Origin of the sequence: Nocardia sp. NPDC056100, from assembly GCF_042266325.1 — a bacterium.
Classification (GTDB): domain Bacteria; phylum Actinomycetota; class Actinomycetes; order Mycobacteriales; family Mycobacteriaceae; genus Nocardia.
In genome coordinates this window covers 347,871-371,705 of record NZ_JBHJVY010000001.1, presented here as the reverse complement: position 1 = coordinate 371,705, position 23,835 = coordinate 347,871, and the positions used below count along the sequence as shown (strand labels likewise).

Sequence of the window (23,835 nt, the reverse complement as noted above, 5' to 3'; positions counted from 1 at the left end):
TGCATTATGTGCGGACGACGGCAGGGCGAATCGTCATGCAGATGTGTCACCGCTCGGCACAGATGTTCATCCGATGGTGGTCGCGGCGCGGCATGCTGTTGGCTAGGCAGGTGAGCGGCCATGTGCCGACGTCGAAATCCGGTGCGGCGGCGAACACCAAAGGGGTGCTCGCCGATCAACAGCGACAGCAGGATGTGCAGAGCCCGTGGTGATTGAGATGACGCAGCCCAGGTCTGCGTCGATTGTCCAGACGCGGCTGCCTATGGCGCGCGATACCGCGCCCATTCGCGGCAGCGAGTACGCGGTACTGCTGCGCCGGGTGCGGCAGGCGGGTCTGCTGGATCGGCGCGTGCGCGCGTACGGGGTGCGCAGTGCGATCACCGCGGCGGTGTACTTCGGCGGGTGGGCGGCGCTCGTGGCGATCGGCGATTCGTGGTGGGCGCTGGCCCCCGCGCCGGTACTGGCCGCGGTGTTCTCCCAGATCGCGTTTCTCGGGCACGATGCCGGACATCGGCAGATCTTCGGCACCCGCCGCGCCAACTACATCTACGGGGTCATCGCGGGCAATCTCGCGATCGGATTGAGCATCGGCTGGTGGACCAGCAACCACAACCGACATCACGCGCACCCCAATACCGAGGGCGCCGATCCCGATGTGTCGGGCATCCTGGCGCATTCCGGGGAGCGCGCCGCGACCGGAAAAGGCTGGCGGCGGTTCATCTTCCGGTATCAGGCGTGGCTGTTCTTCCCGCTGCTGCTGCTGGAGGCGGGCAGCCTGCACTTCTCCAGCGTCCGCGCGGTGGTGAAATGGCCGCTGCGGCACCGCTTCTGGGAGGGCGCACTGCTCGCAGCACACGCGGCCGGATATCTGGCGACCGTCTTCCTGGTGCTGTCACCGGTCAAGGCGCTGGTGTTCATCGCGGTTCAGCAGGGCCTGTTCGGCTTCTATATGGGCTGCACCTTCGCGCCGAACCACAAGGGCATGGAGGTCTTCGAGGAGGGCGAGGATCCGGACTTCCTGCGCCGCCAGGTGCTGTCCTCCCGCAATGTGCGGCCGAGCGCGCTCACCGATACGGCCATGGGCGGGTTGAACTATCAGATCGAGCATCACCTGTTCCCGTCCATGCCCCGGCCCAGCCTGCGCTACGCCCGGCCGATCGTGATGGATTTCTGTGCCGAGCGCGGACTTCCGTACGCCGAGACCTCTCTGCTCGATTCCTACGCCCAGGCGCTGAAGCACCTGGACGCGGTCGGCCACCACGCCCAGTGATCACACGCTGACCGCTACAGCAGCCGGATGTTGTGCGTGGCGGTGCGGCGCACGCTCTCGAAATCACCGCTCAGCGCCTGTTTGGCCATGCTGAGCGTGAAACCGGTGGCCGCGTCCATGGGCACGTGCTCGGGCAGGGCGAGAGCGTACTTGTCCACGACCACATCGAGCACGGTCGGCCCGCCGGTGTGCCGCAGGGCATTTCGCACCGCGGTGCGCAGATCGCCGGGGTCCTCGACCCGAATTCCATTGGCCCCCATGGCCTCGGCGACCTTACTGAAATCCGGGTTCTGGAAGTCGGTGCCGTAGGGGATCAACCCGGCTTCCTGCTGTTCGATATTGACGAAATCGAGCATGCTGTTGTTCAGGATGACGTGCACCACCGGTGTCTGCCGCTGCACCTCGGTGAGCAGATCGCCGAGTCCCAGCATGGTGAATCCGCCGTCCCCGCACAGCGCGATGGTCTGGCGTCCGGGATAGGCGAGTTGTGCGCCGAAGGCATTGGGCGAGGCATTGGCCATGGACGCCCAGGAGAACGAGCCGAACAGCCGCCGCTGCGGTCCGTAGCTGATGTGCTGGGAGGCCCACATGACAGCGGTGCCGGTATCGGCGAAGAACAGCGCGTCGTCCGCGGCTTCCTCGTCCAGGATCGACGCCAGGTACTCCGGCCGGATCGGGGACAGCTCCGGGCCCTTGGTGATGTAATGCCGCAGCCGTTCCCGCGAATTCACGGTCAGCTTCACGCATTTCTTCAGGAAGCGATCCTCGGACTTCTCGGTCACCATGGGTAGCAAGGCCGCGACGGTCGCCTTGACATCGCCGATCACCGCCAGCTCCAAGGGAATTCGCCGCCCCAGATGGCGGGCGTTGCGATCGACCTGGATCACCTTGACCTTGTCATGCGGCAGGAAGTTGGGATACGGGAAGTCCGTGCCGAGCATGAGCAGCACATCGCATTTATTGACCGCTTCCCAGCATCCGCCGTAGCCGAGCAGCCCGGTCATGCCGACGGCATTGGGATTGTCGTACTCCAGCCACTGCTTGCCCTTGAGCGAGTAACCCACCGGCGCGCGCAGCTTTTCGGCGAGTTCGCGGACCTCCGCGGTCGCGAACTCGCAGCCGTCGCCACCGAAGATGGCCACGGTGCCGCCCGAATTGATCAGCTCGGCCATGGCCGAAAGGTCTTGGCTCCCGGCCGGTCCCGGCGTCGTGGCCGGAAGTGCCAGGGGCAGTGTGATCTTCGGGGCCTTGCGCACCGCCACATCACCGGGCAGCGAGATGACCGTCGGTCCCCGCTCGGCCAGCGCGATGGTGACCGCACTGCCCACCACATGCGGCAGCTGCGCCGGATCGGCGATCCGCCCGGTGTACCGCGATGCGGTCTCGAAGAACTTGTACGGATTCAGCTCCTCGACCGTACTGCTGTCCCACATGGCGGTTTCGGTATCGCCCGCGATGGCGATGACCGGCGCGGCCTCCTTGCGCGCGTCCAGCAGCCCGTTGATCAGATGTGTCACGCCCGGTCCCGCCGTACCGCACACCGCCACCGGCCGCCCGGTCAATCGCGCCTCGGCGACGGCGGCGAACACCCCGTACTCCTCATGCCGGACATGGACGAAATCGATCTGCCCATTGCGGCGCATGGCATCGATGACCGGGTTGAGGGCATCGCCCACGATCCCGTAACACCTTCGGACCCCGGCGGATTCGAGCATCTTCCACATGGCATCGGCGACATTGTCGGACATGGGTGCGCGTCCTTCCTGGAACTGTCTGACTGTGGTCGGAGCAGGGCGGAATCGGCGTTACGGGGCGTAGCGCAGAATCGCCGCAGCCGGTGTCGATTCCGGCAGGTCGGCGGCGCGCACGGCCAGCACGCGGCCACCGGACAGCAGTACGCGCCGGGCGATCTCATCGAGCACGCCGGGTGCCTCGATATCGGAAGCCGTTGCCAGGGTGAGGGTTCCGTCATCCTCGGCGATCGAACCGTGCACGGTCGCGTCGATATCGACCATGAGCGTGTCGACGGTGCCGAAGGTGGCGGCGCGGGCGATATCCGCGAGATCGGTCGCACCGCGCCCCTCGGCGCGCCGCTGCTCGAAAAGCGCACGCAGATCGGCCAATTCGTGTTCGTAATGCCGGTCCAGGATCTCCCGCGCCCGGGCGGCGAGCTGTTCGTCGGTGAGATGTTCGGGATTGCCGGTGATGGTCTCGTCCAGCAGTCCGTCATAGCTGTTGACCGAGCGGAACAGCCCCTCGATCGGTTCGGCGGCGGCCAGGATGAGCGGCAGATCGCTGCCCGAAAGTATGGGCCGCAGTTCGGCATCCACCGCGCGGGCGTACTGGCGCACCCGGACCTTACGGCCCTCGGTGCCCTGGATGCGGCCCTTGGGCGCGCGCCCGCTCAGCGAAGCCTTGCGCGCGTAATCCGCTGCGCTGGTGGGCATATCGCTGACGCGCACATCCGCGGCGGGTCGATCGGGGGTGATCTGCACCAGCCGCACCGAACCCTCGGCGAGGGCGAGTACGAACGCGGACTGCGGGAAGGTGACTGCGCGCAGCAGCGGTTTGATGAAGAATCGGTCGCCGACCGTCACGCCCGCGTCGAGGCGATTGGGTACCCGGAAGGTCCGCATACGGTCCGGGGTGGCGTGCACGACCAGGGTGCGAGACTGGAAGCGCCAGAAGTCCTCATCGTCGATGAGATCGTCGAGTTCCTGCTCCAGCGCGGTCCGGGCCTTGCGGTCATCGATGCGGTCCAGTGCGTCGCGGGTCTGATTGGTGAACGCGATCCGGTTCTCCTCCGGGGTCGGGGTATCGGCCTCGGTGGGGGTGTAGATCGACACGGACCAGGGCGCGGACGCGTTGATCAGTGCTTCGATTTCGTGGCGGGTGGGGATATCTGTGTGCAGCATCTCTGCCCTTCCAGCTGATTCGTGGTCACCTCGAAGCTAGGACAAATATGTAACAAAGACATCTCGTGATGCATCGAAATTGTTCTACGATCGATGCCGGTGCGCGGTGGGACCGCCGGTCGGATGCCGGAAATCGCGCGGTGCGTGATCACCGACACCCGTCGTGTCGTGGTCCGGTCCTCGGTTCGATCTTGTCAGAGGGTCAGACGCACGGGGAGTTCGGCATGTCCGTTGGAGATGAAACTGCCTACCCGGGGCAGGGTGGCCGGGTCCGCGGCGAGTGCGAGATCCGGGAATCGGGCGAACAGTGCGGGCAGGGCGATGGTCGCCTCCAGCCGGGCCAGCGGCGCGCCGAGGCAGTGGTGCACACCGTAGCCGAACGCGAGATGCTGATCCTTGCTGCCGCGCGTCGGATCGAACTCGGATGCGTTGGGGCCGTGCACCTTCGGATCCCGGTTCGCGCCCGCGTAGGAGGCGAGAATGGCCTCGCCCTTGGGAATGCGATGATCGCCGATCTCGATATCCTCGACGGCATAGCGCAGCGGAAGATGGGCCACCGGCGCTTCATAGCGCAGCGTCTCCTCCACCAGATCGGCCCAGGTGATCCGGTTCTCGGCCAGGTCGGCCCGCACCTGCGGCCGGGTCAGCAGCGCGACAATCGCCTGGTCCAGCAGGTTCACGGTGGTCTCGTGGCCCGCGTTGATGATCAGCAGCAGGGTGTCCACCAGTTCCTTCTCCGAGAGTTCGGAGCCGTCGTCCTCATCGCGGGCGGCGATGAGCGCGCTGGTGATGTCCTCGCCCGGGGATCGGCGGCGCAGTGCCACGATCTCGGTCATCAGGCCGTACATCTCGAGGTAGTTGGCCAGGCCCTCTTCCGGCCCGAGTGAGCCGTCGAAGAAGCCGTCCACGCATTTGCGCAGGGCCGGATTGCGGTCCTCGGGCACGCCCATGAGTTCGCTGATCACCTGGATCGGCACCGGATAGCAGTAGCCCTCGCGCAGATCGACGGTCGCGCCGGATGGGGTGAGCGCCAGCCCGTCCAGCAGTTCCGCGGTGATCGCCTCGATGCGCGGTCGCAGCGCGGTGGTGCGGCGATGGGTGAAGGCGGGTGCGACCAGCTTGCGCAGCCGGCGATGATCGGTGCCGTAGGCGGTGAACATATTGTCGACCGAAACCCACGGCAGCAGTGGCCATTCGGCGGTGATCTCACCGTTCATATAGGCGGTCCAGTGCTGGCGCGCGTCCTTGGAGACGCGCGGATCGGTGAGCAGCTCCTTGAGCACCGTGGCATCGGTGACCGACCAGGCGCGCACGCCGCCGGGCAGTTCGACCAGCGTGATCGGTCCGTGTTCACGAATGCGGGCGGATTCGCCCTGAATATCGGATCCCATGGGGTCCAGGACAATTGGCTGTGCGTCCATCGTGCTCTCCTCGACAGTCCGGTGATGCCTGGGCATCGCCTAGCAGTCTCCCGCGCGCGAGGGTGCCGTGTCGACGTCGGCGGTTGATCGAAAGCCGCTGCGCGCCAATATGTTCACTGCGTTAGGGGAGTGGGCGCGGCGAATCGGGCTATGCCGGAGGTTTGCCTGAGGACGCGTCGAGTGCGTCCAGGGCCGCCGCCTGGGTCGCGAAATCCGGGCGGTCGTCGGGCTGCGGCTCACCCTGCCACCGGAAGCCGTATTCATCGCCGGTCGCGCGCAGTGAATCGGCCTGGCGGGTCAGGAAATCCGCCGTCGCGACCCGGGACAGACCGGTATCCAGCAGTTCTCGGTAGCTGCGCACGAATACGCCCTTATAGGTTTCCGCGTCAGCGCATTCGGGTCCGGGGCAGTTGGCGGCATTCGGCTCGATCAGCACACCGTCGCGCAGGAACACCGAGTCCGCACGGGTGGCCGCCGCCGCGATCGCATCGGCCGGGGCGAGTAGCTGCGTATTTCCCGAAACCCGATACAGCGCAACCAGTCCGGCGATCAGCTGACCCTGCCCGTAGGTCCAGCGCGTGTGCTCGTCGACCAGTACGCAGCTATCGCCGTAGCGATCCAGATGATCGTTGACCGCCCCCGAGGGATCCAGCAGCGCGCGGCCCGCCCGGGAGGTGAACCAGTCCCAGGTATCGGTGGCGCGGTCGCGATACCGCGCGAGATCGGGCTTGCCGACCCGGGTCGCCAGTCTCGCGCTCGCGGTGAGGTACAGCGCGTTGGTGATCGAGTTGACCTGCTCCCACGGCCGCGCCTGCGGATCCACTCCGGTGCGGGCCCACGCCAATCCGCCGTCGCAGAAGGACGCCCGCTGATCCTCGAGCCCGTCCACGATGGTCCGCGCGGCGGTGAGGTAGCGGTATTCACCGGTCAGGTCGTAGGCGTCGATCCACGCCAGCGCCCACCACAGTTCGTCATCGTTGTATCCGGTCGTCCTGGGCAGTCCGGTGCGCGCGATCTCGCCGTGCCGGTAGGTCTCGTCGAGATAGTCGAGGTACTGACGATCCCCGGTGCGGCGCATGTACCCGATGAGGGTGGTGAGCGCGTTCGCGCTCTGCCAGATGCTGCCATCGCGCTCCCACAGTCCGGTGTCGTGTTGGTAGCGATCGAGTAGTCGCTCCACCGCGCGCATGCGCTGATCGGGCGGCGCGTCCCCGGCCGCGATCCAGCGCGTACAGCGCACTTCCGGCCGGTCACCGGCTTTTCCGCAGGCGCGCAGCCGATTTCGGTCGTACCGGTAGAACTGTGTGGTGGCGGCGGTATCGGGCGCGGAAACCGTTGTACCGCCCAGATTCTCGTTGCCGGTCGGCTCATCGCCTCTACCGCGATCGAGCCAGACCGCGTCCCCGGGCCGTGCGTCCGCGATACTCGCCCAGCCGCCGCCGTCGGCCGTGGTCAGCGTGATGGTCCGCGCCCACACCCGCACCTGCGGAGTGGTGCTCCGGATATCGGTGGCCCGCTGCGGATCAGCACCGTCGGCCAGCCCGTGCGCACATCCCGTGGCAAGTGCGATCGAGCCGAATAGCGCCGCCCACCGAAGTCTGCCTCCTGTCATCACCCTGCCACGTTAACGGGGGTCGTCCGTTTCACAGCGGACCCGCGCGTGTGACCGAACCTGAGAGAACTCGTAGGAGAAGCTCAGGCTATGACCAGAACCGCGCGGCACTGTGGAGGGCAGGACAGTGAACGACGAGCGTGGAGGTGCGGGATGGTCGAACTGGAGATCACGGGGACGACCGTGACGGTGCACGTGACCGGAGCGCATCGGGTACTGGCCCTGCGCGAGCATCTGACGTTCGATCTATCGCAGGTCACCGATGTGCGCAAGGCCGAGGTGGATCTGCGGCCGCCGTGGGTCCGGGCGCCGGGCACCTTCTTCCCGGGCGTGATCGCGGCCGGCACTTTCCGGGGTAAGGGGCGCAAGGAGTTCTGGGATACGCATTTCACCGGGCAGGGTGTGCGCATCGAGCTGTCGGGCGCTGATTTCACCCGGCTGGTCGTCGACGTCGCCGAGCCCGAAGTCGTGGTCGCACAGCTTCGAATCGCGGCCGCCGCCTGACCGATTCGCGGTGACGCTGCCTGACCGATTCGCGGTGACATCGTGCTCTAGGCGAGCGGCATGCGGTCGCTCGTCGATCGGCGCACCGTGCGGTCCAGCGCCTGGAACAGCCAGCGCTGGCCCGCACCGGCCGTGGTCGTGGTGCCCATGATCTCGGCGGTGCGCTGCCAATAGCGTTGTGCGCGCGGATCGGCGTCATAGCGTCCGTGGCTGAGCTTGATCCGGAATTCCGGTGTGTCCCGGATATTTCGCGCGGCGGCGTGCGCGGCGACATAGCGGTCGAGGGCCGCCCCGGCGGTGGGTTCGACACCCGAGTCGATCAGGGTCTCGGCCATACCGCAGGCTTCTCCGGCCCCGGCGATCAAACCGGCGCGATCGCACAGCGTATAGCGATCCGAGCGCCAGAGCTGCTGTGCCACAACGATCCTGAATTGCTGATCGGTGACCAGCCTGACCAGTTCGGCGTAGCCGAGCACCTGCTCCGGTGTCGGATCCCGCAGCCGGTCGGGCACATTCATCTCCAGGAAGCCCTCGAACATCTCCGCGGGTACCGGACCGAGCACCCGTCGCCAGAACGCGACCAGCGTGTCATGTGCGGCGGCTCCGTCCTGTACCGCGGTGAGCAATTCGAGTCGCGCCGCGCGCTGCGCCGGATTCGCGTCCTCGATGGCGCGCAGACTCGCTCGCCTCCAGCTGAGCGCGTCGAGTTCGATATCGACCGCCGCGCGTTCGGCGGCCACCGCCTCGGCCAGTGAGCGCTCACCGGTGAGCACGGCGCGAATCATGGTCAATCCCATGCCCAGTGCGCGCAGTCTGCGCACCAGCAGCAGTCGATCGGCGGCGTGCGCGCCGTCGAACATGCGGTGACCGCCCGAACTGCGCGCGAAGTCGAGCACCTCGTTATCGCAGTAGAAGCGAATGGTGCGCACCGGAACCCCGGTCAGCTCCGCCAGCTCACCGATGCTCACCAGGCCGCGCTGTGTGTCGTGGGTCACGATGTCTTGAACCTCCACCCGGGTGGAGTTCCTACGGTACCGACGCCGAACCGAAAGGAACTCAACGATGTCCATGACCGACGACGAAATCTGGCGGGCCGTCGCCGCCCAGCGCGTCACCCTGGTGGAACTGCTCGAATCACTCTCCGCACCGGATTGGGATCATCCCTCGCTGTGCGCGGACTGGCGCGTGCGCGATGTGGTCGCGCACGTGGTGCTCTCCAGCAATCCGGAATTCTGGGTGCTGCTGATCAATCTGATTCGCGCGCGCGGCAGCATCACCCGGCTGGCCCGCGATACCGGCATCCGGCACGCCGACCGTGTCGGCGCACCGGAATTGGTGGCGCAGTTGCGCGCCGCGATTCCGATGCGCACCACCGCGCCCGGAACCACCCCGGCGGATCGTCTGATGGATGTGCTCGTGCACATCCAGGACATCGCCATCCCGCTCGGCCGCACGGTGGAAATGCCAACGGCCGCAGCGCGACTCGCGATCGAACGGGTGTGGTCCACCGGCTGGCTGTTCCGCTCCGAACAACGACTGTCCGGTTTCCATCTCCTCGCCACCGATTCCGGCTGGTCCGCGGGCAGCGGTGCGCTCGTCGAGGGCTCCACCGCCGATCTGCTACTGCTCGCCACCGGCAGATCCGCGCGCGTGCACGCGCTCACCGGACCGGGTGCGGCGGAGCTGATCCAACGGGCCGCCGTGGGCTGATTCGCTGTTGGAGAAGCGGTTTCGGCTCCGGTCCCGCACAATCAGTGAACAGGTTGACATGACCTGAATCAGGTTGCGGGATAACGATTCGGCCGCTTCGCGGTGAGCGGATGGACACGTCACGCGTGAGTGCGTACGTGCCGGGGAACTACTGCACTGTGGCCTTTCGTGACGAGGCAATGGGGCCTCTCGCGCACGAGACCTAGGAGGACGCCATGAACGAGCCGGTGTGTGTGGATTGCTGGCGGCGTGACAACCTCACCTTCGTACAGCGGCTGGACCCGGCCTTCTGCCGCCCGGGACCGGCGCATCGGTGCGCGATGCACCGTGCCATGTACGACGATCCCGGGGCCGGGACGGGCAACGATCAGCAGGCGGCCTGACCGCGCTTTCGCGAGTCGGCTACTCGCGATTATTCGCGGGATAGGTACTCGCGCAGCGTGATCGGTGGTCTGCCGGTGTACCGCTCGATGGTTTCGGTGACTCGGAAGAGTTCATGACCGGAGCCGATGGCGGCGAACATGGTCCAGAGGTGGGTGAGATGCTCCACCGCGACCGGATCGCGGTAGCGCGTCAGCGCGGTTCCGGACCATTCGTCGGCATCGACGTGTTCGTAGGGGACGCCGAGGATTTCGGCGGCCTCGCCGACGGTCATGACCTCGCCCGCCAGCCACAGCACGGGGTCGACGGATTCGCCGGTGCGCAGCACACCGCTGCCGACACCCGCGACATCCTCGGCCGCGATCAAGGGCAGCACAGTATCCGGGGATCCGAGGGGTAGCGCGAGCACACCGCTGTCGCCGATGGCGACGCGCAGGTTCTCGAAGAACACCGCCGCCCGCAGGTGCACCGCGCCGATCTCGGCGCGATCGAGGACCTGTTCGGCGACCCAGTGCCTGCGCATATGCGGCGTGCCCGCGTTATGCGCGGAACCGAGCTGGGATACCGCGACCACGCGCTCCATCGCGGACTCGCGGGCGGCCGCCGCGAAAACGGCGGTGGCGTCCAGCATTCCGGCGGTCACCGGATAGGTGAAATACGCGCGCCGCACACCCTCGGTGGCGGGTAGCACCGTGGCGATCTCCCGGAGATCGCCCAGTGCGATCTCGGCCCCGAGATCCTTCAATTCGGCGGCGCGGGCGTCATCGTGATGGACGAAGGCGCGCACCGGCAATCCCGCGTGCAGCAGGGATTCGGCGACCCGGCGGCCGGTGCCGCCCTGGGTGCCCCCGGCCGCGCCGGTGACGAGAATCGGTTCCGTTGTCATGGTGTTCACGCCTTCCCGGGCAGGTCGAGGGTGAATGCCCCGCTCGTCGCGAGGGCGGTGAGGAATTCGGTCGCGTCGAAAGCCTCGGCGGGACTGGACACTCCGGCCTTGGCCGCGCCCCCGGCGAGCCGGACCGCCGCCTCCACCGATGCCAGCGCCGCGGCGCGCCAGAGATTGTGGCCCCGGAGATTCCCGGCGGCCGATCCGGGTCCGGCCAGTACCTGTGCGGTGATGGTGAATTCGCTGTCGGCGCGGGCTTCGGGTGCCACCTGTTCGCTGGCGAACGCCTGCTCCTCGGCGAAGGTGGCGGCGGTGAGTTGCGCCTCCACCGCCCGGGTGCGGGTGTGCCGGGGAATGGTGACCGCCTCCGGGAAGGGCACCGGGGCGATCATCGGCCGCGGGCCGACCGGAGGCGGGAAGGCGAAGATCGCGCTGCGCGGCTCCACGAATCCGTACTGCTGTTGTCCGTCGAAAAATCCGATCCGGTCGGTATCCGCGAAAAGCAGCCGCGCGGTTTCCACCGCACCGTGCGTCATCATCCAATTGCTCACCGCGTACGCCACGGTGATGCGGTCGATATCCGGAATATCCCGCGCCACCGCACCCGCGAGCAGATCACCCAGTCCGCCGTAGAAACTCACGCTCGGCAGCAGGGTGACCCCGGCGCGCTGCGCGCGATCGGGAAAATCGTCGAACAAACGCTTGACGTGGTGCACCTCGACCGCGTGATCGACATAGTGACAGCCGCCCTCGACCGCGGCCGTGGCGAGCGGCAAGCCGGTGTCGGCGAAGGGCCCGGCGCAGTGAATGAGCACGTCGGCGGCCTCGGCCAGTGCGCGCAGTGCGACGGGATCATCCACCGCGGCGGGCATAGCACGGGTTGCTTCGAGCGCGTTGAGCGCGCCCGAATCCCGCCCGGAGACAATGACATCGGCGCCCCGGGCGAGTAGTTCGGCGGAAACCAGGCGACCGGTATGGCCGGTGGCCCCATAAACGGCAAATACAGTCATGAAGATCAACTCTTTACGCTGCTGGGCAAATGCGAATCTGCCCATCGAGCGTAGGCCCGCCCACCGACAAGTTCGGTTGTGCCGCATTCACGTTCGGCCGTGCGAGCCCACGGCCCGCCGTTGATCCGGAGCGGGCCGTGATCGAATCAGGTTCGTGCGTTTGGCTTCAGGCGATATCGCGCCGGCGGCTGCCGGCGTCCGCGCCGTCGAACATCACTTCTTCCCACCATGACGCCAGCGGACTCGGTTCGGGCCAACAGGCGTCCGCGCCGCTGAGGGTCTTCTGGGTCGTATCGTCGAGATCGAGTTGCGGGGTGTTCGCTTTCCTGCTCACGCTGGGTTGCTCCTGCGTTCTGCGCGTATGACTGCCGAGGACAGTTGGGCAAAGCAGCCATTCCCGTTTTGGTCGAGTTGAAACAAACCCCAGGTTAGGCGCTATCGCTGCGGTTCATCGGGTTTCGACGCGGCTGGCCGAAAATTACTTGGCTCGAGACCCATTCGACACGGAATACTGCCGCCATGCCGACCTTCGCCGACTTCGACCGCCGCAACTATCCGACCGTCGGGGTGGCCGACGGCTACGACGGCTGGGCGCCGACCTACGACCGCACCGTCATGGATGAGATGGATCTGGCGCTGCTGGATCGGGTGCGGGTGCGCTGGAGCGGGCGAGCGGTGGATCTGGGCTGCGGGACCGGGCGCACCGGCGGCTGGTTGCGCGCGCGGGGCGTCACCCATATCGACGGCATCGACCTCAGTGCGGGAATGCTGGACCGCGCGCGGGAACGCGGTGCGCACACCACGCTCACACTGGGCGATGTGCGTGCGACCGGATTACCCGGCGGCGCATACGATCTGGTGATCTCATCGCTGATCGACGAGCACCTGCCGGAGTTGGAGCCCTTCTATCGCGAGGCGCGCAGACTCGCGGCTCCCGGCGCGACCTTCGTCCTGGTCGCCTACCACCCGCAATTCATGATGGTGACCGGTATGCCCACCCACTACACGCCCGAATCCGGTGCGCCCCTTGCCATCAGCACACATCTGCACATGTTCGGCGAGCACGTGACCGCGGGCGTGGCCGCCGGATGGCGATTGACCGAGGTCGCCGAGGCGGTGGTGGATGACGCGTGGCTGGCGCGCAAACCCAAATGGGCCGAGCTGCGCGGTCATCCGTTCACTATGGCGCTGGTGTGGACGCTGGACTGATCGCGGACGCGACGGCCTCGACCCCGACCGCCGCGGCGATGAAGCGCCACAGCGCCTCGGTGGCGTCCTCGACCGCGGGCCGGGGGTGGCGGCGCAGCTGTTCGGCGATACCGTGCCGCAGTGCGCCCATAACGCAGGCCCCGGCCAGTTCCGGATCGATGCTCGGGTCCAGTTCGCCCGATTCCTGACCCGAGCGGATATTGCGGCCCGCCGATTCGATGATGCGTGCCAGCGTGGCGGCCTCCACCTCGGCGACCTCGGGTTCGGTGCTGATTCGGCCGAGCAGCAGTTCGGCCAGCGGATCGGCGAAGTGGTAGGCCACGAAATTGCGGGTGCGGGCGCGTTCGCGCGGACCCCAGCCGTGTTCATCGGCAATGGTGTCATCGGCGATGGCGGCCACCAGTCCGGCGTGGAATTCCTCGTAGATCGCCACCAGCAGAACGGCTTTGGAGCCGAAGTGGTGGTAGAGCGCCCCGGTGCTCAATCCGGAGCGCCGTTTGAGCGCGTTCAGATCGACCACGCCATTGGCGGCCACCAGCTCCGCGCGGGCGGCATCGAGAAGTTGTTGACGTCCCAGGGGAGCCCGTGCCATGCTCCGAAGCATAACAGAACTCAGTTATGTTAAACGGAGGTACGCAGTGAGCGCCGAAGTCTCATCCGTCACCGATCTGGCCGGTGACCTGGCCGGCAAGTACCGCCGGACGGAAAGCAGCGGGAGCACTGTCGATCCGGCCGTGGTGGAGGCCGATCTGGTCGCGGTACTGCGCGATGGGTACGTGATCCTGCCGGATCTGCTCACCGACGATGAATTGAAAGCCATTCACGACGATGTCGACTCGCTGCTGAACCTCAAGGGCCGCAATAACTTCGAAGGCCACGCCACCCAGCGCATCTACAGCGTGCTGAACAAGACCCGCAGCTGTGATCGGCTGGCGGCGCATCCGCGGGTGCTCGCCCTGCTCGATCGCCTGCTGATGCCGAACTATCTGCTGTCCATGCTCCAGGTCATCAATATCCTGCCCGGCGAAGCCGCCCAGATGCTGCACACCGATGACGGCTTCTATCCGCTGCCGCGCCCCCGCAAAGCCCTGAGCGCCGCCACCATCTGGGCCATCGACGAATTCACCGACAGCAATGGCGCGACCGAGATCGTGCCCGGCAGTCAGGAGTGGGGTTCGCAACTCCCGCAACCGGATTCGGAACGGCGGCCGGTGGTCATGTCCGCCGGATCCTGCGTCTTCTTCCTCGGCACGCTCTGGCACGGCGGCGGCCCGAACCGCTCCACCGCACCGCGCATGGCCGTCACCGCGCAGTACTGCGAGCCCTGGTTGCGGCCCCAGGAGGCGTTCACCCTGTCCACCCCGCACCACATCGCCCGAACCGTGGACGAGGACATCCGCCGCATGCTCGGCTACAGCATCCATCCGCCCTTCATCGGCCAGGTCGACGGTATGCACCCCAAACGACTGCTCGAAGCCTCGGAGTAGTCAGGCAGCCGGACCCAGGATCTCGGCGATGAGCTCGTAAACGGCGGGATTAGCGGTCGCGACGGTGCGGGCCTGCGCCCTGGCCGCGACCATGGTCGGCCGGTCCAGGGCATCGCGCCACTGCGCGACGGTGTCCCAGTGCGCGATATTGACCAATTGGAAGGTGGCGGTCGCGTCGAGGGCGCGATGCAGTCGCGCATGCCGGAAACCCGGTGCGGTGCTCATGAACCGGGCCCGCGTATCCCAGCCGACGGCGAAAGCGTCCGCCGCGTCCGGTGCGATCTCGAAGACGTTCATGAAAGTGACGCCCGGACCGTCGAATTCGCGCTCGGTCGCCGGGCCGATGTCATGGACGGTGCGGTAAACGGCAGTGCCGCGGTGGATTCCGTCGCCGAGCCGGTCGAGCCACGCTTCGCGCCGAGGATGGTCGAGCGCGCCCGCCGCCGTTTCGGCGCTGTCCCACAGCGTGTAGTCCGTGACGGTGAAGCGGGTGTCCGGTTCCAGTGCCCGATGCAGACGCGCGGCGCGGAAACCCGGTGTGGTGCTGAGATATTCGCCGAGATCGCGCCAGTCGCCGATCAGCGCGTCGAGGGCGGTGCCGGGGTCGAAGAAATCGATGGAGGTGACTTCGGTATCGGTCATCGCTCCAGTCTCGAGCCTCAACCGCGGTTGAGGTCAACTACCCGCTGTAGTTTCGGGGAGCAGGGCGTGCGCGCGCAGTGCGAGACCGAGTGCGGTGATATCGGCGGGGTCGGTGAGGGTGCGCCCGGTGAGCTCCTCGATCCGGCGCAGCCGATAGCGGACCGTATTGGCGTGCAGGAATAGGCGACGACCGGTTTCGGCGGCCGATCCGTGTGCGGCATACCAGGTTTCGAGGGTTTCCAGCAGCCGATGGCGTTCCTCGTACGGCAGCGCCAGGATCGCGCCCAATTCCACCCGCACCATGCGCGCGGCCTCGACGGGAGCGGCGGCGATCAACATGGCCGGCGGATTGTCGTCGAAACGCGCTACGCCGGAGGCGTGTCCGCGCAATCCGGCCAGGGCGAGGCGGGCGAAATGCAGGGCCTGCGGAGTCTCGGGCAGCGATTCGTAGGGCGGGCTGATGCCCACCCGGCTGCGGTGTTTGCGCACCGCTTTGAGCACCGCGTTCTCCTGCTCCGCGGGTACCGCCAACACCCCGATCTGCTGATCGGGCAGCAGCCGCCAGGCCGAGGTGACCCCGAGGACCCGGAGCGCGGATTCGATGCCGGGCAAAGCTTCCCGGCCCGTGGCGGGGACATCGGCGGCGGCGACCAGATATCTGCCCGTGGCGGGGAGGCCGAGAATGCGGGTCGTCTCGCCGAGCGTGGCGGGATCCGCGATCACCCCGGTGAACAGGGCCTCGACCAGCACCGAGCGCTCATGCTCACGCTGGAACAGTAGCTCGGAGGACATCTCGCGATAGGCCGTCGCCACCGCCACCGCGTATTCACCCGACAGCGCCCACACCTCGGCGGCGACGGCCACCAGCATGGCATCGGTGACGCCCGGATGCCGGCGCGCCTCGGAAACCAGTTCGGACCAGAGGAATTCGAAGCCGATGCGGAAGGCGTGCAGGGTTTCCGCCAGCGGCACACCCTGCTGTGCCCGCAGGCGGCCGGTCTCCTTCGGCGGTTCCGGATCCACCGGGATGGTGGAGGTGAAGTGCCGGATCATCAGCGTCAGATTGCGGGTGCAGGAGATGCGAATGGAATCGAACGGCACCTGCGCGGCATTGCGGTAGGACTCCAGCTCGAGCTGGAATCGGTGGGCCAGCGCCAACCCGAGATCATCGATGCGCTCCAGCAGTGCGTCGGCGACCTCGACAATCGCCGCGGGCGGCACCGTCCTGATTATCTCGAGCGGCGCTTCTCCGGGCATTCGCCCAGCGTACCGCCGGTGCGATTGTCCGCCGGAACAAGAGGTCGGCGGCGATGTTGTCGGCGCACCCATGGGCTCGGCGGCCGCGCACTGCGAGGATCGTCCGCGACCTGACGATTGCGAGGAGCCGACCGTGTTCACCTTCACCAGCAGCGACGGCGTGAAAATCCATGTGCGCGAATGGTTGCCGACCGGATCGCCGGTCGGCATCGTGCAGATCGCGCACGGTATGGGGGAGTACGCCGCGCGCTACGGCCACCTCGCCGAACGGCTCACCGAGCACGGGTACGCGGTCTACGCCAATGATCACCGCGGGCACGGGCACAGCATGGCGGGCGCACCCGGCGACCTCGGCGCGGACGGGTGGAATCTGCTGGTGAACGACCTGGTCACGCTCACCGGATTGCTGCGTGAACGGCACGCCGGGGTGCCCCTCGTGCTGTTCGGGCACAGTCTCGGGTCCTTCGCCGTGCAGCAGTACATTCTGGACCACTCCGCCCTGGTCGACGATGTGGTGTTGTGCGGCAGCACAGCGGTCGACGGACTCTTCGAGGTCATCGCCGCGACGGGCGGTGATCTGCTGGAGCTGTTCAACGCCGAGTTCCAGCCCGTGCGGACCACCGCGGATTGGCTCAGTCGCGATGAGGCGCAGGTCGACGCCTATATCGCGCATCCCTGGTGCGGGTTCGAGATCGATCCGGCCAATATGGGCGCGCTGGCCGAGGTTGCGGCGCAACGGCTTTCGGAGCCGACAACCGTACCGACCGATCTGCCCGTGTACGTCATGGTCGGCGATCGCGATCCGCTCAACGCCGGTCTGCGGCTGAGCGATCTGCTCGTCGAACGGTATCGCGCGGCGGGTCTGACCGATCTCACCTATCGGATTTATCCGGGCGCCCGGCATGAAATTCTGAATGAAATCAATCGCGAGGAAGTCGAATCCGATCTTCTCGCCTGGCTGTCCCGCGGCGACACGGCGCCGACACGCTGACGACGCGCTGACCGGCGCACATTGATCCGTTTGGCGCGAGCGCGGTCGGGCACTCCGGAGAGGTTGGGGAATCGACCAGCCGAAGGAGAACCCCTCGATGAGTCACCAAGCGAGCTATTCGAACACCGCCGGGATGCGCACCGGAGAATCCATCCTCGATACCGTCAATGGTCCGGGCCTGGCGCTGCTGCTTTTCGGAATTCTCGGCCTCGGATCCACCCTGACCGCCGCCGACTCCGGCTTCGACAACTGGTCTCTGATCGGCCTGGTCACCAGTGCGTTATGCCTGGCCACGGGCGCGGCGGTGGTGCGCATCGAGCATCACCGCGCGCGCCCGGGCAATTCGATCAGCGTCCCGCGAAACGGCTCACGAGGAATAGCAGAATAACCGCGCCGCCCAGGCAGGTGAAGAAGCTGAACCACAATCCACCGCCGTGCACATCGACCCCGAGCAACTTCAGCAGGAATCCGCCCAGCAAACCGCCGATAACGCCGACGACAATATTGAGCATGATGCCCTGCTGAGCATCGGTTTTCATCAACTTACTGGCAATCCACCCGGCAAGACCACCGATAATGATCCAACCCAGAATTCCGAGACCGAGCATGGGATCTTCTCCTATCCGAGTCCGGACGACCGCTCGACCTAGTCATTGAACGGTCGATTAATACTGATAGTAACTGTCCAGCAACCGAAGTAGCCGAATATCGCGGCGGCCATGCCCGGCACGGGTACGGCCGCCGATCCATTACTTCCGCCTGGACGCGCTGGCGTCGACTGTCCGCACCGTGGCGTCTCCCGTACCCCGGTGACCGCGCGCATCGCTCCTAGATTCGGTGACGCGCATATCGGTTCCACCGGAAAGGCCCGTCATGATCAAGCCCGTCGAAGCAGCCCCGCTACTGGATGAAGTGCGCAAGCGCATGGGCCGGGTGCCCAATATGACCAAGGTGATGGCCAATTCGCCCGCCGTACTGGAGGGCTACCTGGGTCTGGCCGGGGCGCTGAAGCGCGGCGCGCTTCCCGCCCCCACCTCCGAACGCATCGCCCTCGCGGTCGGCGCGGCCAATGACTGCGGGTATTGCGTTGCCGCGCACACCTTCACGGGCAGCCGCGTCGCCAAGCTCAGCGCCGCGGAAATCGAAGCCGCGAAGGCGGGCACCTCCGCCGACGCCAAAGAGGCCGCCGCGGTGGCCTTCGCCCGCGATCTCACCGAGAGCCGGGGTAAGGCGGATCCGAGCGCCGCGCTGGCCGCGGGCTGGACCGAGGAACAGATCCTGGAGATCATCGCCCTGGTGGCGCTGCAAACCCTGACCAACTACGTCAACAAGGTCGCGGACACCGAGAACGACTGGCCCGCGCCCTGATTCGAGCGCGTCGGCGCTGAGCGGGGCGGATCGTCGTGCACGACCCGCCCGGCGGTGCTCGCGGCGACGGTCCTGGGCGAACATCGATCGCGGTGACTCTACGATTCAGCTACGTGGAATCGGGAGGCGGACATATGCGCATCGAAACGGACGGGACCAGCGGACTGGTGCCCTGGACCGTCGCCGCCTGGGGGCTGATCGCCGCGATCCTCACGGCACCGCTCTCGGCGGCCATCATCGGCATCGCCTACCGCTTCCCGATTCCGTTCGGCGACAAGGCCACCGGACTCGCCGACGCGCTGAACGCGGCCGCGGCCTCGGTCTACTACCTGGTGATGGGCGAGGGGTTCGTGCTGGCCGCACTCGGCGGCCTCGCGGGCTACTTCATCGCCCAGGCACTGCGCCCCCGCCTGATCTTCTCCCTGGCGTGTGCCGTCGCGGCCGCGTTCGGCCTCTCGCTGCTCGCGGCCCTGACCCTCGCCATTCTCGCCTAGCTCTTCTTCGATCAGGACATGATCAGCAGCGGCTGGGTTTCGGTTGTGGGGGTGAGGGATTCGACGGCGGCGGTGAGCCGCAGGCGGACATTGGCGAGGTGGCCGGAGAACGAGCGGCGGCCTTCGGCGGCTTCCCGGTCGGTGGTCGACTCGACCATATTCAACGCGATGGCCCACTGCTGCAGCTGGGCGCTGGCCTCGATGGCGGGGATATCGGGGTCGATGGTGCCGCAGAATTCCGGATCGGTGTCGGTGAAGTGCGCGCAGCAATCCCACATCCACCGCACCCGGGGTAGCGGTCGCCCGGCGGCTTCGGCGGCGTGCGAATTCACCGTCTGGGAGAAGCTCTCTATCGCGGCCATCATCAGCGAGTCGGTCACAGCGGCAAGGGTCTCACCTGGGCGAACCGGTGGGCCGTAACCGGCGGGAATGCGCGTGTCGGGCATCGGTGCCGACGGGTGTGAGCGGACCGGCACTCACCGGTGGGCATAACTTCGGGTAGAGATGAATTGAAGGAAAGGTATGCGCGCGGACTTTGCGTCGCGCTGCCGATATTTCCGAATCAGAAAGGCGGCCCCGATGCCCGTCGCACTGTCCCTCCTCGACCTGGCGGTTATCGCGCCCGGTCAGACCGCGCGTGACAGTTTCGGCAACAGCGTGCAGCTGGCCCAGGCCGCGGAACGCAGTGGACATCGCCGGGTCTGGTACGCCGAGCACCACAATATGAAGTCCATCGCGTCGAGTGCGACCAGCGTGCTGATCGGGCATGTGGCCACCCAGACCGAGAGCATTCGGCTCGGTGCGGGCGGGATCATGCTGCCGAATCATTCGCCGCTGGTGATCGCCGAGCAATTCGGGACCCTGGAATCGCTGTTCCCGGGGCGCATCGACCTCGGTTTGGGCCGCGCGCCCGGCAGTGATCAGGCCACCATGCGGGCGCTGCGCCGCAATCCATCCTCCGCCGATACCTTCCCGCAGGATGTGCTGGAGTTGCAGGGGTACCTCTCCGGCAATTCGCGCATTCCGGGCATCAATGCCGTACCGCGCGCGGAAGGCATTGTGCCGCTGTACATTCTGGGCTCCTCGCTGTTCGGTGCGCAATTGGCCGCGCATCTGGGCCTGCCCTACGCCTTCGCCTCGCATTTCGCGCCGGACGCGCTGTACCAGGCCGTCGAGGCGTACCGGGAGGGTTTCAAGCCGTCCGAGCAGCTCGCCGAACCGTATGTGATGGCGGCGGCGAACGTCTTCGCCGCCGACGATCACGAGCAGGCCCAGGAGCAGAAGCAGATCGCCTACCGCGCGCGGGCGCGCGGCATGCTCCAGCGCGGTGCGGCCGCACAGGAGTTCTCCGATGAGGAGATCGATCTGTTCCTGAGCACGCCCAATGGTTCACATCTGGCCAAGATGACCACCTACACGTTCGCGGGCACGCCCGCCGAAGTCGTTGCCGGACTGGAGGATTTCGCCGCCGGAATCGGCGCTGACGAACTCATCCTCGCCCACCACGCCACGAAGATCGAAGACCGCGTCCACTCGGTGGAGCTCACCGGGCGGACCATGGCCGCTCGCGAACCGGTCGCCAACTAGGCCCGTCCGGGCCGCATTGCCGCGCCCACGGTGAGTCGCTGCCTGAAGAAGGCGAGAATCTCATCGCGGGCGGCGATGGTGGGCTGTCCGGCCTCATCGATCAGGTGGGCGGTGACAACGCTGTGCGGACTGTCGACGTGCACCGAAAAGAACGGGGCCGTATCGGTATTCGCGGCTTCGTCGGGTAGCACCCGCCCGACGAACCGATCGCCCAGCGCGTCCTGATAGGCCGCGAAACGCTGTGCGCGGCAGAACTTATCGCCCGCGAAGCGATACGCCAGCACGGTGAGGTCATCGCGTTCGAGCCGATCCCGCACCGCCACGAGCTCATCGGGCGCGATCTCCAATCCGGCCGGATCGTTCAGCGGCAGCGTGGGCTGGGACAGCACCGGCGCGAGTACGGACGGCTCCAGCATCATGGTGAGCGCGAAGTTCCCGGTGAAGCACATACCGATCGCACCGACGCCCGGACCGCCGGACTCCGCATGCGCCAACCGCGCCAGCGCGCGCAACCAGACGGTGACCGGACTGGATTCGCCGGCGGCGAAAGCGCGGAATTCCGCACTGACACAGGCCTTGCGGAAGACCCGCATGCCCTCGTCCGCGCTCGCGACCACACCGTCCCGGCCGAACAGCGACGGCATGTACACCGTGAATCCGGCATCGCGCACCCAGCGCGCGAAGCGCGCCACATGCGGGCTGATGCCCGGCATCTCGGTCATCACGATTACCGCCGGGCCGGTTCCCGCGAGATAGACCCGCTTGCTGACGTTTTCGAGGGTGATCTCACGAATGGTGAAGTCCGCCAGCGCATCATCGGCGGACATATCCTGCTGGGCCATCTCAGAACTCCTGATTTCCTGCCGCGAACGCGGTGAGCATGGGTAGAAGCAGCATCGAAAGCGCTTGTCGCTGACGCTCGGCGGGCCAGACCTCGGGCTCCAGCACGGTCCGGCACCCGACGCCGTCGACGGCCGCGAGCACCGCGTCCGCACAGGCGATCGCCTCCGCGCGAGTCGGCGGCGTCGTCCGCAGCGTCGAGACCCGGTCTGCGATGCGCTCGACGATCGCGGTGTAGTACCGCCGATGCACCGCGCGCAATCGCTCATCGGTCATGGCCCGTGCCCAGAAGGCCAGCCACACCCGCCATTCGCCGAGGCTCTCGGCGGTCAGGGGCAGATAGCTCGCGGAGATGTCGATACAGGCCCGGACATCGGCGGGGGAGTCGGTCTCGGGTCGTTCGAGCACCCGCCGCACGACCTCTTCGAGCGCGGCCTCCAGCACCGCGTCCTTACCGTCGAAATAGTGCGTGACCGCGCCCGTGGTGACATTCGCGGCGGCGGCCACATCGCGTAATCGCGTCCCGTCGATCCCGGCGGTTCCGATCACCGCGACCGCCGCGGCGGCGATGGTCCGGCGCTGTTCCACCACATCGACCTGTTTTGGCATAACGGTGATTATGTATCAATCGGCGGTACTTGCCAACAAGGGCGGCAAGGGGTTTGGTGTTGAAATGCGCATCCCCGCCGTAGCGTCCGTCCTGAGCGGTGCGATCCTCACCCTCGTCTCGGCGTTCCTGGTCGCCGCCCCGCCCGCCGCGGCCGACTCCGGCACCACCTGGCTGTGCCGTCCCGGGCAGTCGGGCGATCCGTGCGGCGGCCGCTCGGGCGCACCGATCGACTGCTTCTACGTCTATCCGACCGCCTCGCTCGAACAGTCGACGAACGCGGACTTCGCCACCTCGGCGGAGTTGCGGACGGTCGCGGGCATGCAGGCCGGACCCTTCGATGCCGACTGCAATGTGTGGGCTCCGGTGTACCGCCAGGTGACGCTCAAAGCGCTGTTCAACCCGCCCGCCGAAGGCGTCGCCGCCGCACGGGATCTCGCGTACCAGGATGTGGTGAACGCGTGGAACGACTACCTGGCCAACCACAATGGCGGCCGCGGTGTCGTGCTCATCGGCCATTCGCAGGGCACTCGCATGCTGCGCTCCCTGATTCGCAATGAGATCGACGGGAAACCGGTGCGGGCGCAATTGGTTTCGGCCCTGCTGATCGGTGGTGACGTCCTGGTCGCCAAGGGCTCGACGACGGGCGGAGACTTCCCGACCGTTCCGGCGTGCACCGAGGTGGCGCAAACCGGCTGCGTCATCGCCTACTCCTCCTTCACGCGCACGCCCCCGGCGAACACCCGCTTCGGCCGCTCACCCGCGACCCCGGACGTCTCCGAGGTGCGCGGCACCCTGCCCTACGGCCCCGGCTACGAGGTGCTCTGCACGAACCCGGCGTCCTTGCGGGACAATGCCGATGCCCCAATACACGCGGTGGTCGCGGGCCGTGAATTCGATACCCTGCACGCGCGGTGCACCACCGGAGACGGACCGCACGTCCTACTGGTCGAAGGCCCCGGCGCGGGACTGCTGCCCGCGGTCCCGGATCAGACCTGGGGTACCCATCTGCTCGATACCAATCTCGCACAGCAGGATCTGGTCGATCTGGTCGCCGCACAGAGCCTGGCCTATCAGCGCCGCTGAGCGATTCGGCCGGTTGGCGCACCGGGACCGCATCCTGGCGTGTTCTGCGCCCGGGGGAGGCCGTCGAATCGTTCTAGATTCGAAGGCCCACCCCTTGGAGCAGGAGTCGTACCAATGCCGTTCGTGCGCATCACCATTGCCGATCCGGAACTCGCACCGGACACCCAGGCGGCGCTCGCCGCCGATATCACCGCCCTGCTGGAGAAGGATCTCCTCAAGGAGCCCGAGGTCACCGTCGTGCACCTGAACCTGGTCCCGGCCGACCGCTGGTTCGTGGGCGCGAGCAGGCTCACCGGAGTCACCGGCGCTCACCTCGAGGTCAGTATCACCGCGGGCACCAACACATCCCAGGAGAAGGCCGCCTTCATCGATCACGCCTACGACGCGTTGAACACCCGCCTGGGCGCACTGCCCGGCGCGGCCTACGTGGCCCTCTACGAACTCGACGGTGAGAGCTACGGCTACAACGGCATCACCCAGCTGGCCCGCCGCCGCATCGACCCCACCGAAAAGGACTGAGCGGCGGCGCTTTCCACAACCCGGAGGGCTCTGAGCGCG

28 protein-coding genes are annotated in these 23,835 nt (G+C 66.9%); 13 read left to right on the top strand and 15 right to left on the bottom strand.

Annotated elements, in window-relative coordinates; translation table 11 throughout:
- The first annotated feature begins 217 nt into the window (after window positions 1–217).
- Window positions 218–1,270, top strand: a complete 1,053-nt coding sequence (locus tag ACFC0O_RS01790; RefSeq protein WP_375952917.1) for a fatty acid desaturase family protein — start codon at window positions 218–220, stop codon at window positions 1,268–1,270.
- Between the two features lie 14 nt (window positions 1,271–1,284).
- Here ACFC0O_RS01790 and ACFC0O_RS01785 read toward each other — a convergent pair whose 3' ends face one another.
- The 4 genes from ACFC0O_RS01785 to ACFC0O_RS01770 form a co-directional block, all read right to left on the bottom strand.
- Window positions 1,285–3,018, bottom strand: a complete 1,734-nt coding sequence (locus tag ACFC0O_RS01785; protein WP_375952915.1) for a thiamine pyrophosphate-dependent enzyme — start codon at window positions 3,016–3,018, stop codon at window positions 1,285–1,287.
- Between the two features lie 57 nt (window positions 3,019–3,075).
- Window positions 3,076–4,185 carry a hypothetical protein gene (locus ACFC0O_RS01780; RefSeq protein WP_375952912.1) on the bottom strand — a complete coding sequence of 370 codons (1,110 nt, stop codon included), beginning with the start codon at window positions 4,183–4,185 and terminating at the stop codon, window positions 3,076–3,078.
- 194 nt (window positions 4,186–4,379) lie between these two features.
- The gene (locus ACFC0O_RS01775) at window positions 4,380–5,606 is read right to left on the bottom strand and encodes a cytochrome P450 (protein ID WP_375952909.1); all 1,227 of its coding nucleotides are present in this window, start codon (window positions 5,604–5,606) and stop codon (window positions 4,380–4,382) included.
- 148 nt (window positions 5,607–5,754) lie between these two features.
- Window positions 5,755–7,218, bottom strand: a complete 1,464-nt coding sequence (locus ACFC0O_RS01770; RefSeq protein WP_375952906.1) for a glycoside hydrolase family 76 protein — start codon at window positions 7,216–7,218, stop codon at window positions 5,755–5,757.
- Between the two features lie 153 nt (window positions 7,219–7,371).
- Here ACFC0O_RS01770 and ACFC0O_RS01765 point away from each other — a divergent pair, with 153 nt between their 5' ends.
- Window positions 7,372–7,722 carry a hypothetical protein gene (locus tag ACFC0O_RS01765; RefSeq protein WP_375952903.1) on the top strand — a complete coding sequence of 117 codons (351 nt, stop codon included), beginning with the start codon at window positions 7,372–7,374 and terminating at the stop codon, window positions 7,720–7,722.
- A 47-nt stretch (window positions 7,723–7,769) separates the two neighbouring features.
- Here the strand turns inward: ACFC0O_RS01765 and ACFC0O_RS01760 are convergent, their stop codons facing one another.
- On the bottom strand, window positions 7,770–8,717 hold the full coding sequence (locus ACFC0O_RS01760) for a MerR family transcriptional regulator (RefSeq protein WP_375952901.1): 948 nt from the start codon (window positions 8,715–8,717) through the stop codon (window positions 7,770–7,772).
- Window positions 8,718–8,784: 67 nt separating this feature from the next.
- Here ACFC0O_RS01760 and ACFC0O_RS01755 point away from each other — a divergent pair, with 67 nt between their 5' ends.
- Window positions 8,785–9,432, top strand: a complete 648-nt coding sequence (locus ACFC0O_RS01755; protein WP_375952898.1) for a maleylpyruvate isomerase family mycothiol-dependent enzyme — start codon at window positions 8,785–8,787, stop codon at window positions 9,430–9,432.
- A gap of 215 nt (window positions 9,433–9,647) precedes the next feature.
- Window positions 9,648–9,815 carry a hypothetical protein gene (locus ACFC0O_RS01750; protein ID WP_364635458.1) on the top strand — a complete coding sequence of 56 codons (168 nt, stop codon included), beginning with the start codon at window positions 9,648–9,650 and terminating at the stop codon, window positions 9,813–9,815.
- A 29-nt stretch (window positions 9,816–9,844) separates the two neighbouring features.
- On the opposite strand, the gene ACFC0O_RS01745 is transcribed toward ACFC0O_RS01750, so the two are convergent.
- From ACFC0O_RS01745 to ACFC0O_RS01735, 3 genes are all read right to left on the bottom strand, one after another.
- Window positions 9,845–10,699, bottom strand: a complete 855-nt coding sequence (locus ACFC0O_RS01745) for an NAD(P)H-binding protein (protein ID WP_364635455.1) — start codon at window positions 10,697–10,699, stop codon at window positions 9,845–9,847.
- Between the two features lie 5 nt (window positions 10,700–10,704).
- Window positions 10,705–11,709 carry a saccharopine dehydrogenase NADP-binding domain-containing protein gene (locus ACFC0O_RS01740; RefSeq protein ID WP_375952894.1) on the bottom strand — a complete coding sequence of 335 codons (1,005 nt, stop codon included), beginning with the start codon at window positions 11,707–11,709 and terminating at the stop codon, window positions 10,705–10,707.
- A 166-nt stretch (window positions 11,710–11,875) separates the two neighbouring features.
- Entirely contained in the window at window positions 11,876–12,043 is a 168-nt protein-coding gene (locus ACFC0O_RS01735) for a hypothetical protein (RefSeq protein ID WP_364635449.1), read from the bottom strand.
- A gap of 185 nt (window positions 12,044–12,228) precedes the next feature.
- Here ACFC0O_RS01735 and ACFC0O_RS01730 point away from each other — a divergent pair, with 185 nt between their 5' ends.
- Window positions 12,229–12,918 (top strand): class I SAM-dependent DNA methyltransferase, encoded by a 690-nt coding sequence (locus ACFC0O_RS01730; protein WP_375952891.1) that lies wholly within the window; start codon window positions 12,229–12,231, stop codon window positions 12,916–12,918.
- On the opposite strand, the gene ACFC0O_RS01725 is transcribed toward ACFC0O_RS01730, so the two are convergent.
- Entirely contained in the window at window positions 12,890–13,510 is a 621-nt protein-coding gene (locus ACFC0O_RS01725; RefSeq protein ID WP_375952888.1) for a TetR/AcrR family transcriptional regulator, read from the bottom strand. The genes ACFC0O_RS01730 and ACFC0O_RS01725 overlap by 29 nt on opposite strands.
- Window positions 13,511–13,556: 46 nt before the next feature.
- On the opposite strand from ACFC0O_RS01725, the gene ACFC0O_RS01720 reads away from it, so the two are divergent.
- Window positions 13,557–14,405 (top strand): phytanoyl-CoA dioxygenase family protein, encoded by an 849-nt coding sequence (locus ACFC0O_RS01720; protein WP_375952885.1) that lies wholly within the window; start codon window positions 13,557–13,559, stop codon window positions 14,403–14,405.
- Here the strand turns inward: ACFC0O_RS01720 and ACFC0O_RS01715 are convergent, their stop codons facing one another.
- Window positions 14,406–15,047 carry an antibiotic biosynthesis monooxygenase family protein gene (locus tag ACFC0O_RS01715; protein WP_375952882.1) on the bottom strand — a complete coding sequence of 214 codons (642 nt, stop codon included), beginning with the start codon at window positions 15,045–15,047 and terminating at the stop codon, window positions 14,406–14,408.
- A 33-nt stretch (window positions 15,048–15,080) separates the two neighbouring features.
- Entirely contained in the window at window positions 15,081–16,304 is a 1,224-nt protein-coding gene (locus ACFC0O_RS01710; protein WP_375952879.1) for a PucR family transcriptional regulator, read from the bottom strand.
- Window positions 16,305–16,437: 133 nt separating this feature from the next.
- Here ACFC0O_RS01710 and ACFC0O_RS01705 point away from each other — a divergent pair, with 133 nt between their 5' ends.
- Window positions 16,438–17,295: an alpha/beta fold hydrolase gene (locus ACFC0O_RS01705; RefSeq protein ID WP_375952877.1), complete on the top strand. Its 858-nt coding sequence runs from the start codon at window positions 16,438–16,440 to the stop codon at window positions 17,293–17,295.
- 97 nt (window positions 17,296–17,392) lie between these two features.
- Window positions 17,393–17,683 carry a hypothetical protein gene (locus ACFC0O_RS01700; protein ID WP_375952874.1) on the top strand — a complete coding sequence of 97 codons (291 nt, stop codon included), beginning with the start codon at window positions 17,393–17,395 and terminating at the stop codon, window positions 17,681–17,683.
- On the opposite strand, the gene ACFC0O_RS01695 is transcribed toward ACFC0O_RS01700, so the two are convergent.
- A complete protein-coding gene (locus ACFC0O_RS01695) occupies window positions 17,643–17,903 on the bottom strand; it encodes a GlsB/YeaQ/YmgE family stress response membrane protein (RefSeq protein WP_364635428.1) in 261 nt (86 codons plus the stop codon). The genes ACFC0O_RS01700 and ACFC0O_RS01695 overlap by 41 nt on opposite strands.
- Before the next feature lie 265 nt (window positions 17,904–18,168).
- Between ACFC0O_RS01695 and ACFC0O_RS01690 the strand changes: the two genes are divergently transcribed.
- Both ACFC0O_RS01690 and ACFC0O_RS01685 read left to right on the top strand, forming a co-directional pair.
- A complete protein-coding gene (locus ACFC0O_RS01690) occupies window positions 18,169–18,663 on the top strand; it encodes a carboxymuconolactone decarboxylase family protein (protein WP_375952871.1) in 495 nt (164 codons plus the stop codon).
- A 134-nt stretch (window positions 18,664–18,797) separates the two neighbouring features.
- On the top strand, window positions 18,798–19,157 hold the full coding sequence (locus ACFC0O_RS01685; RefSeq protein ID WP_364635423.1) for a hypothetical protein: 360 nt from the start codon (window positions 18,798–18,800) through the stop codon (window positions 19,155–19,157).
- 11 nt (window positions 19,158–19,168) lie between these two features.
- Here ACFC0O_RS01685 and ACFC0O_RS01680 read toward each other — a convergent pair whose 3' ends face one another.
- Window positions 19,169–19,537, bottom strand: coding sequence for a hypothetical protein (locus ACFC0O_RS01680; protein WP_364635420.1), 369 nt, complete (start codon window positions 19,535–19,537; stop codon window positions 19,169–19,171).
- A gap of 199 nt (window positions 19,538–19,736) precedes the next feature.
- On the opposite strand from ACFC0O_RS01680, the gene ACFC0O_RS01675 reads away from it, so the two are divergent.
- Window positions 19,737–20,744 (top strand): LLM class flavin-dependent oxidoreductase, encoded by a 1,008-nt coding sequence (locus tag ACFC0O_RS01675; RefSeq protein ID WP_375952867.1) that lies wholly within the window; start codon window positions 19,737–19,739, stop codon window positions 20,742–20,744.
- Here ACFC0O_RS01675 and ACFC0O_RS01670 read toward each other — a convergent pair.
- A complete protein-coding gene (locus ACFC0O_RS01670) occupies window positions 20,741–21,586 on the bottom strand; it encodes a dienelactone hydrolase family protein (RefSeq protein ID WP_375952864.1) in 846 nt (281 codons plus the stop codon). The genes ACFC0O_RS01675 and ACFC0O_RS01670 overlap by 4 nt on opposite strands.
- 1 nt (window position 21,587) lies before the next feature.
- Entirely contained in the window at window positions 21,588–22,193 is a 606-nt protein-coding gene (locus ACFC0O_RS01665; RefSeq protein WP_375952861.1) for a TetR/AcrR family transcriptional regulator, read from the bottom strand.
- 64 nt (window positions 22,194–22,257) lie between these two features.
- On the opposite strand from ACFC0O_RS01665, the gene ACFC0O_RS01660 reads away from it, so the two are divergent.
- Both ACFC0O_RS01660 and ACFC0O_RS01655 read left to right on the top strand, forming a co-directional pair.
- A complete protein-coding gene (locus ACFC0O_RS01660; RefSeq protein ID WP_375952858.1) occupies window positions 22,258–23,277 on the top strand; it encodes a DUF3089 domain-containing protein in 1,020 nt (339 codons plus the stop codon).
- A gap of 114 nt (window positions 23,278–23,391) precedes the next feature.
- On the top strand, window positions 23,392–23,796 hold the full coding sequence (locus ACFC0O_RS01655; protein ID WP_364635405.1) for a hypothetical protein: 405 nt from the start codon (window positions 23,392–23,394) through the stop codon (window positions 23,794–23,796).
- Window positions 23,797–23,835 lie beyond the last annotated feature (39 nt).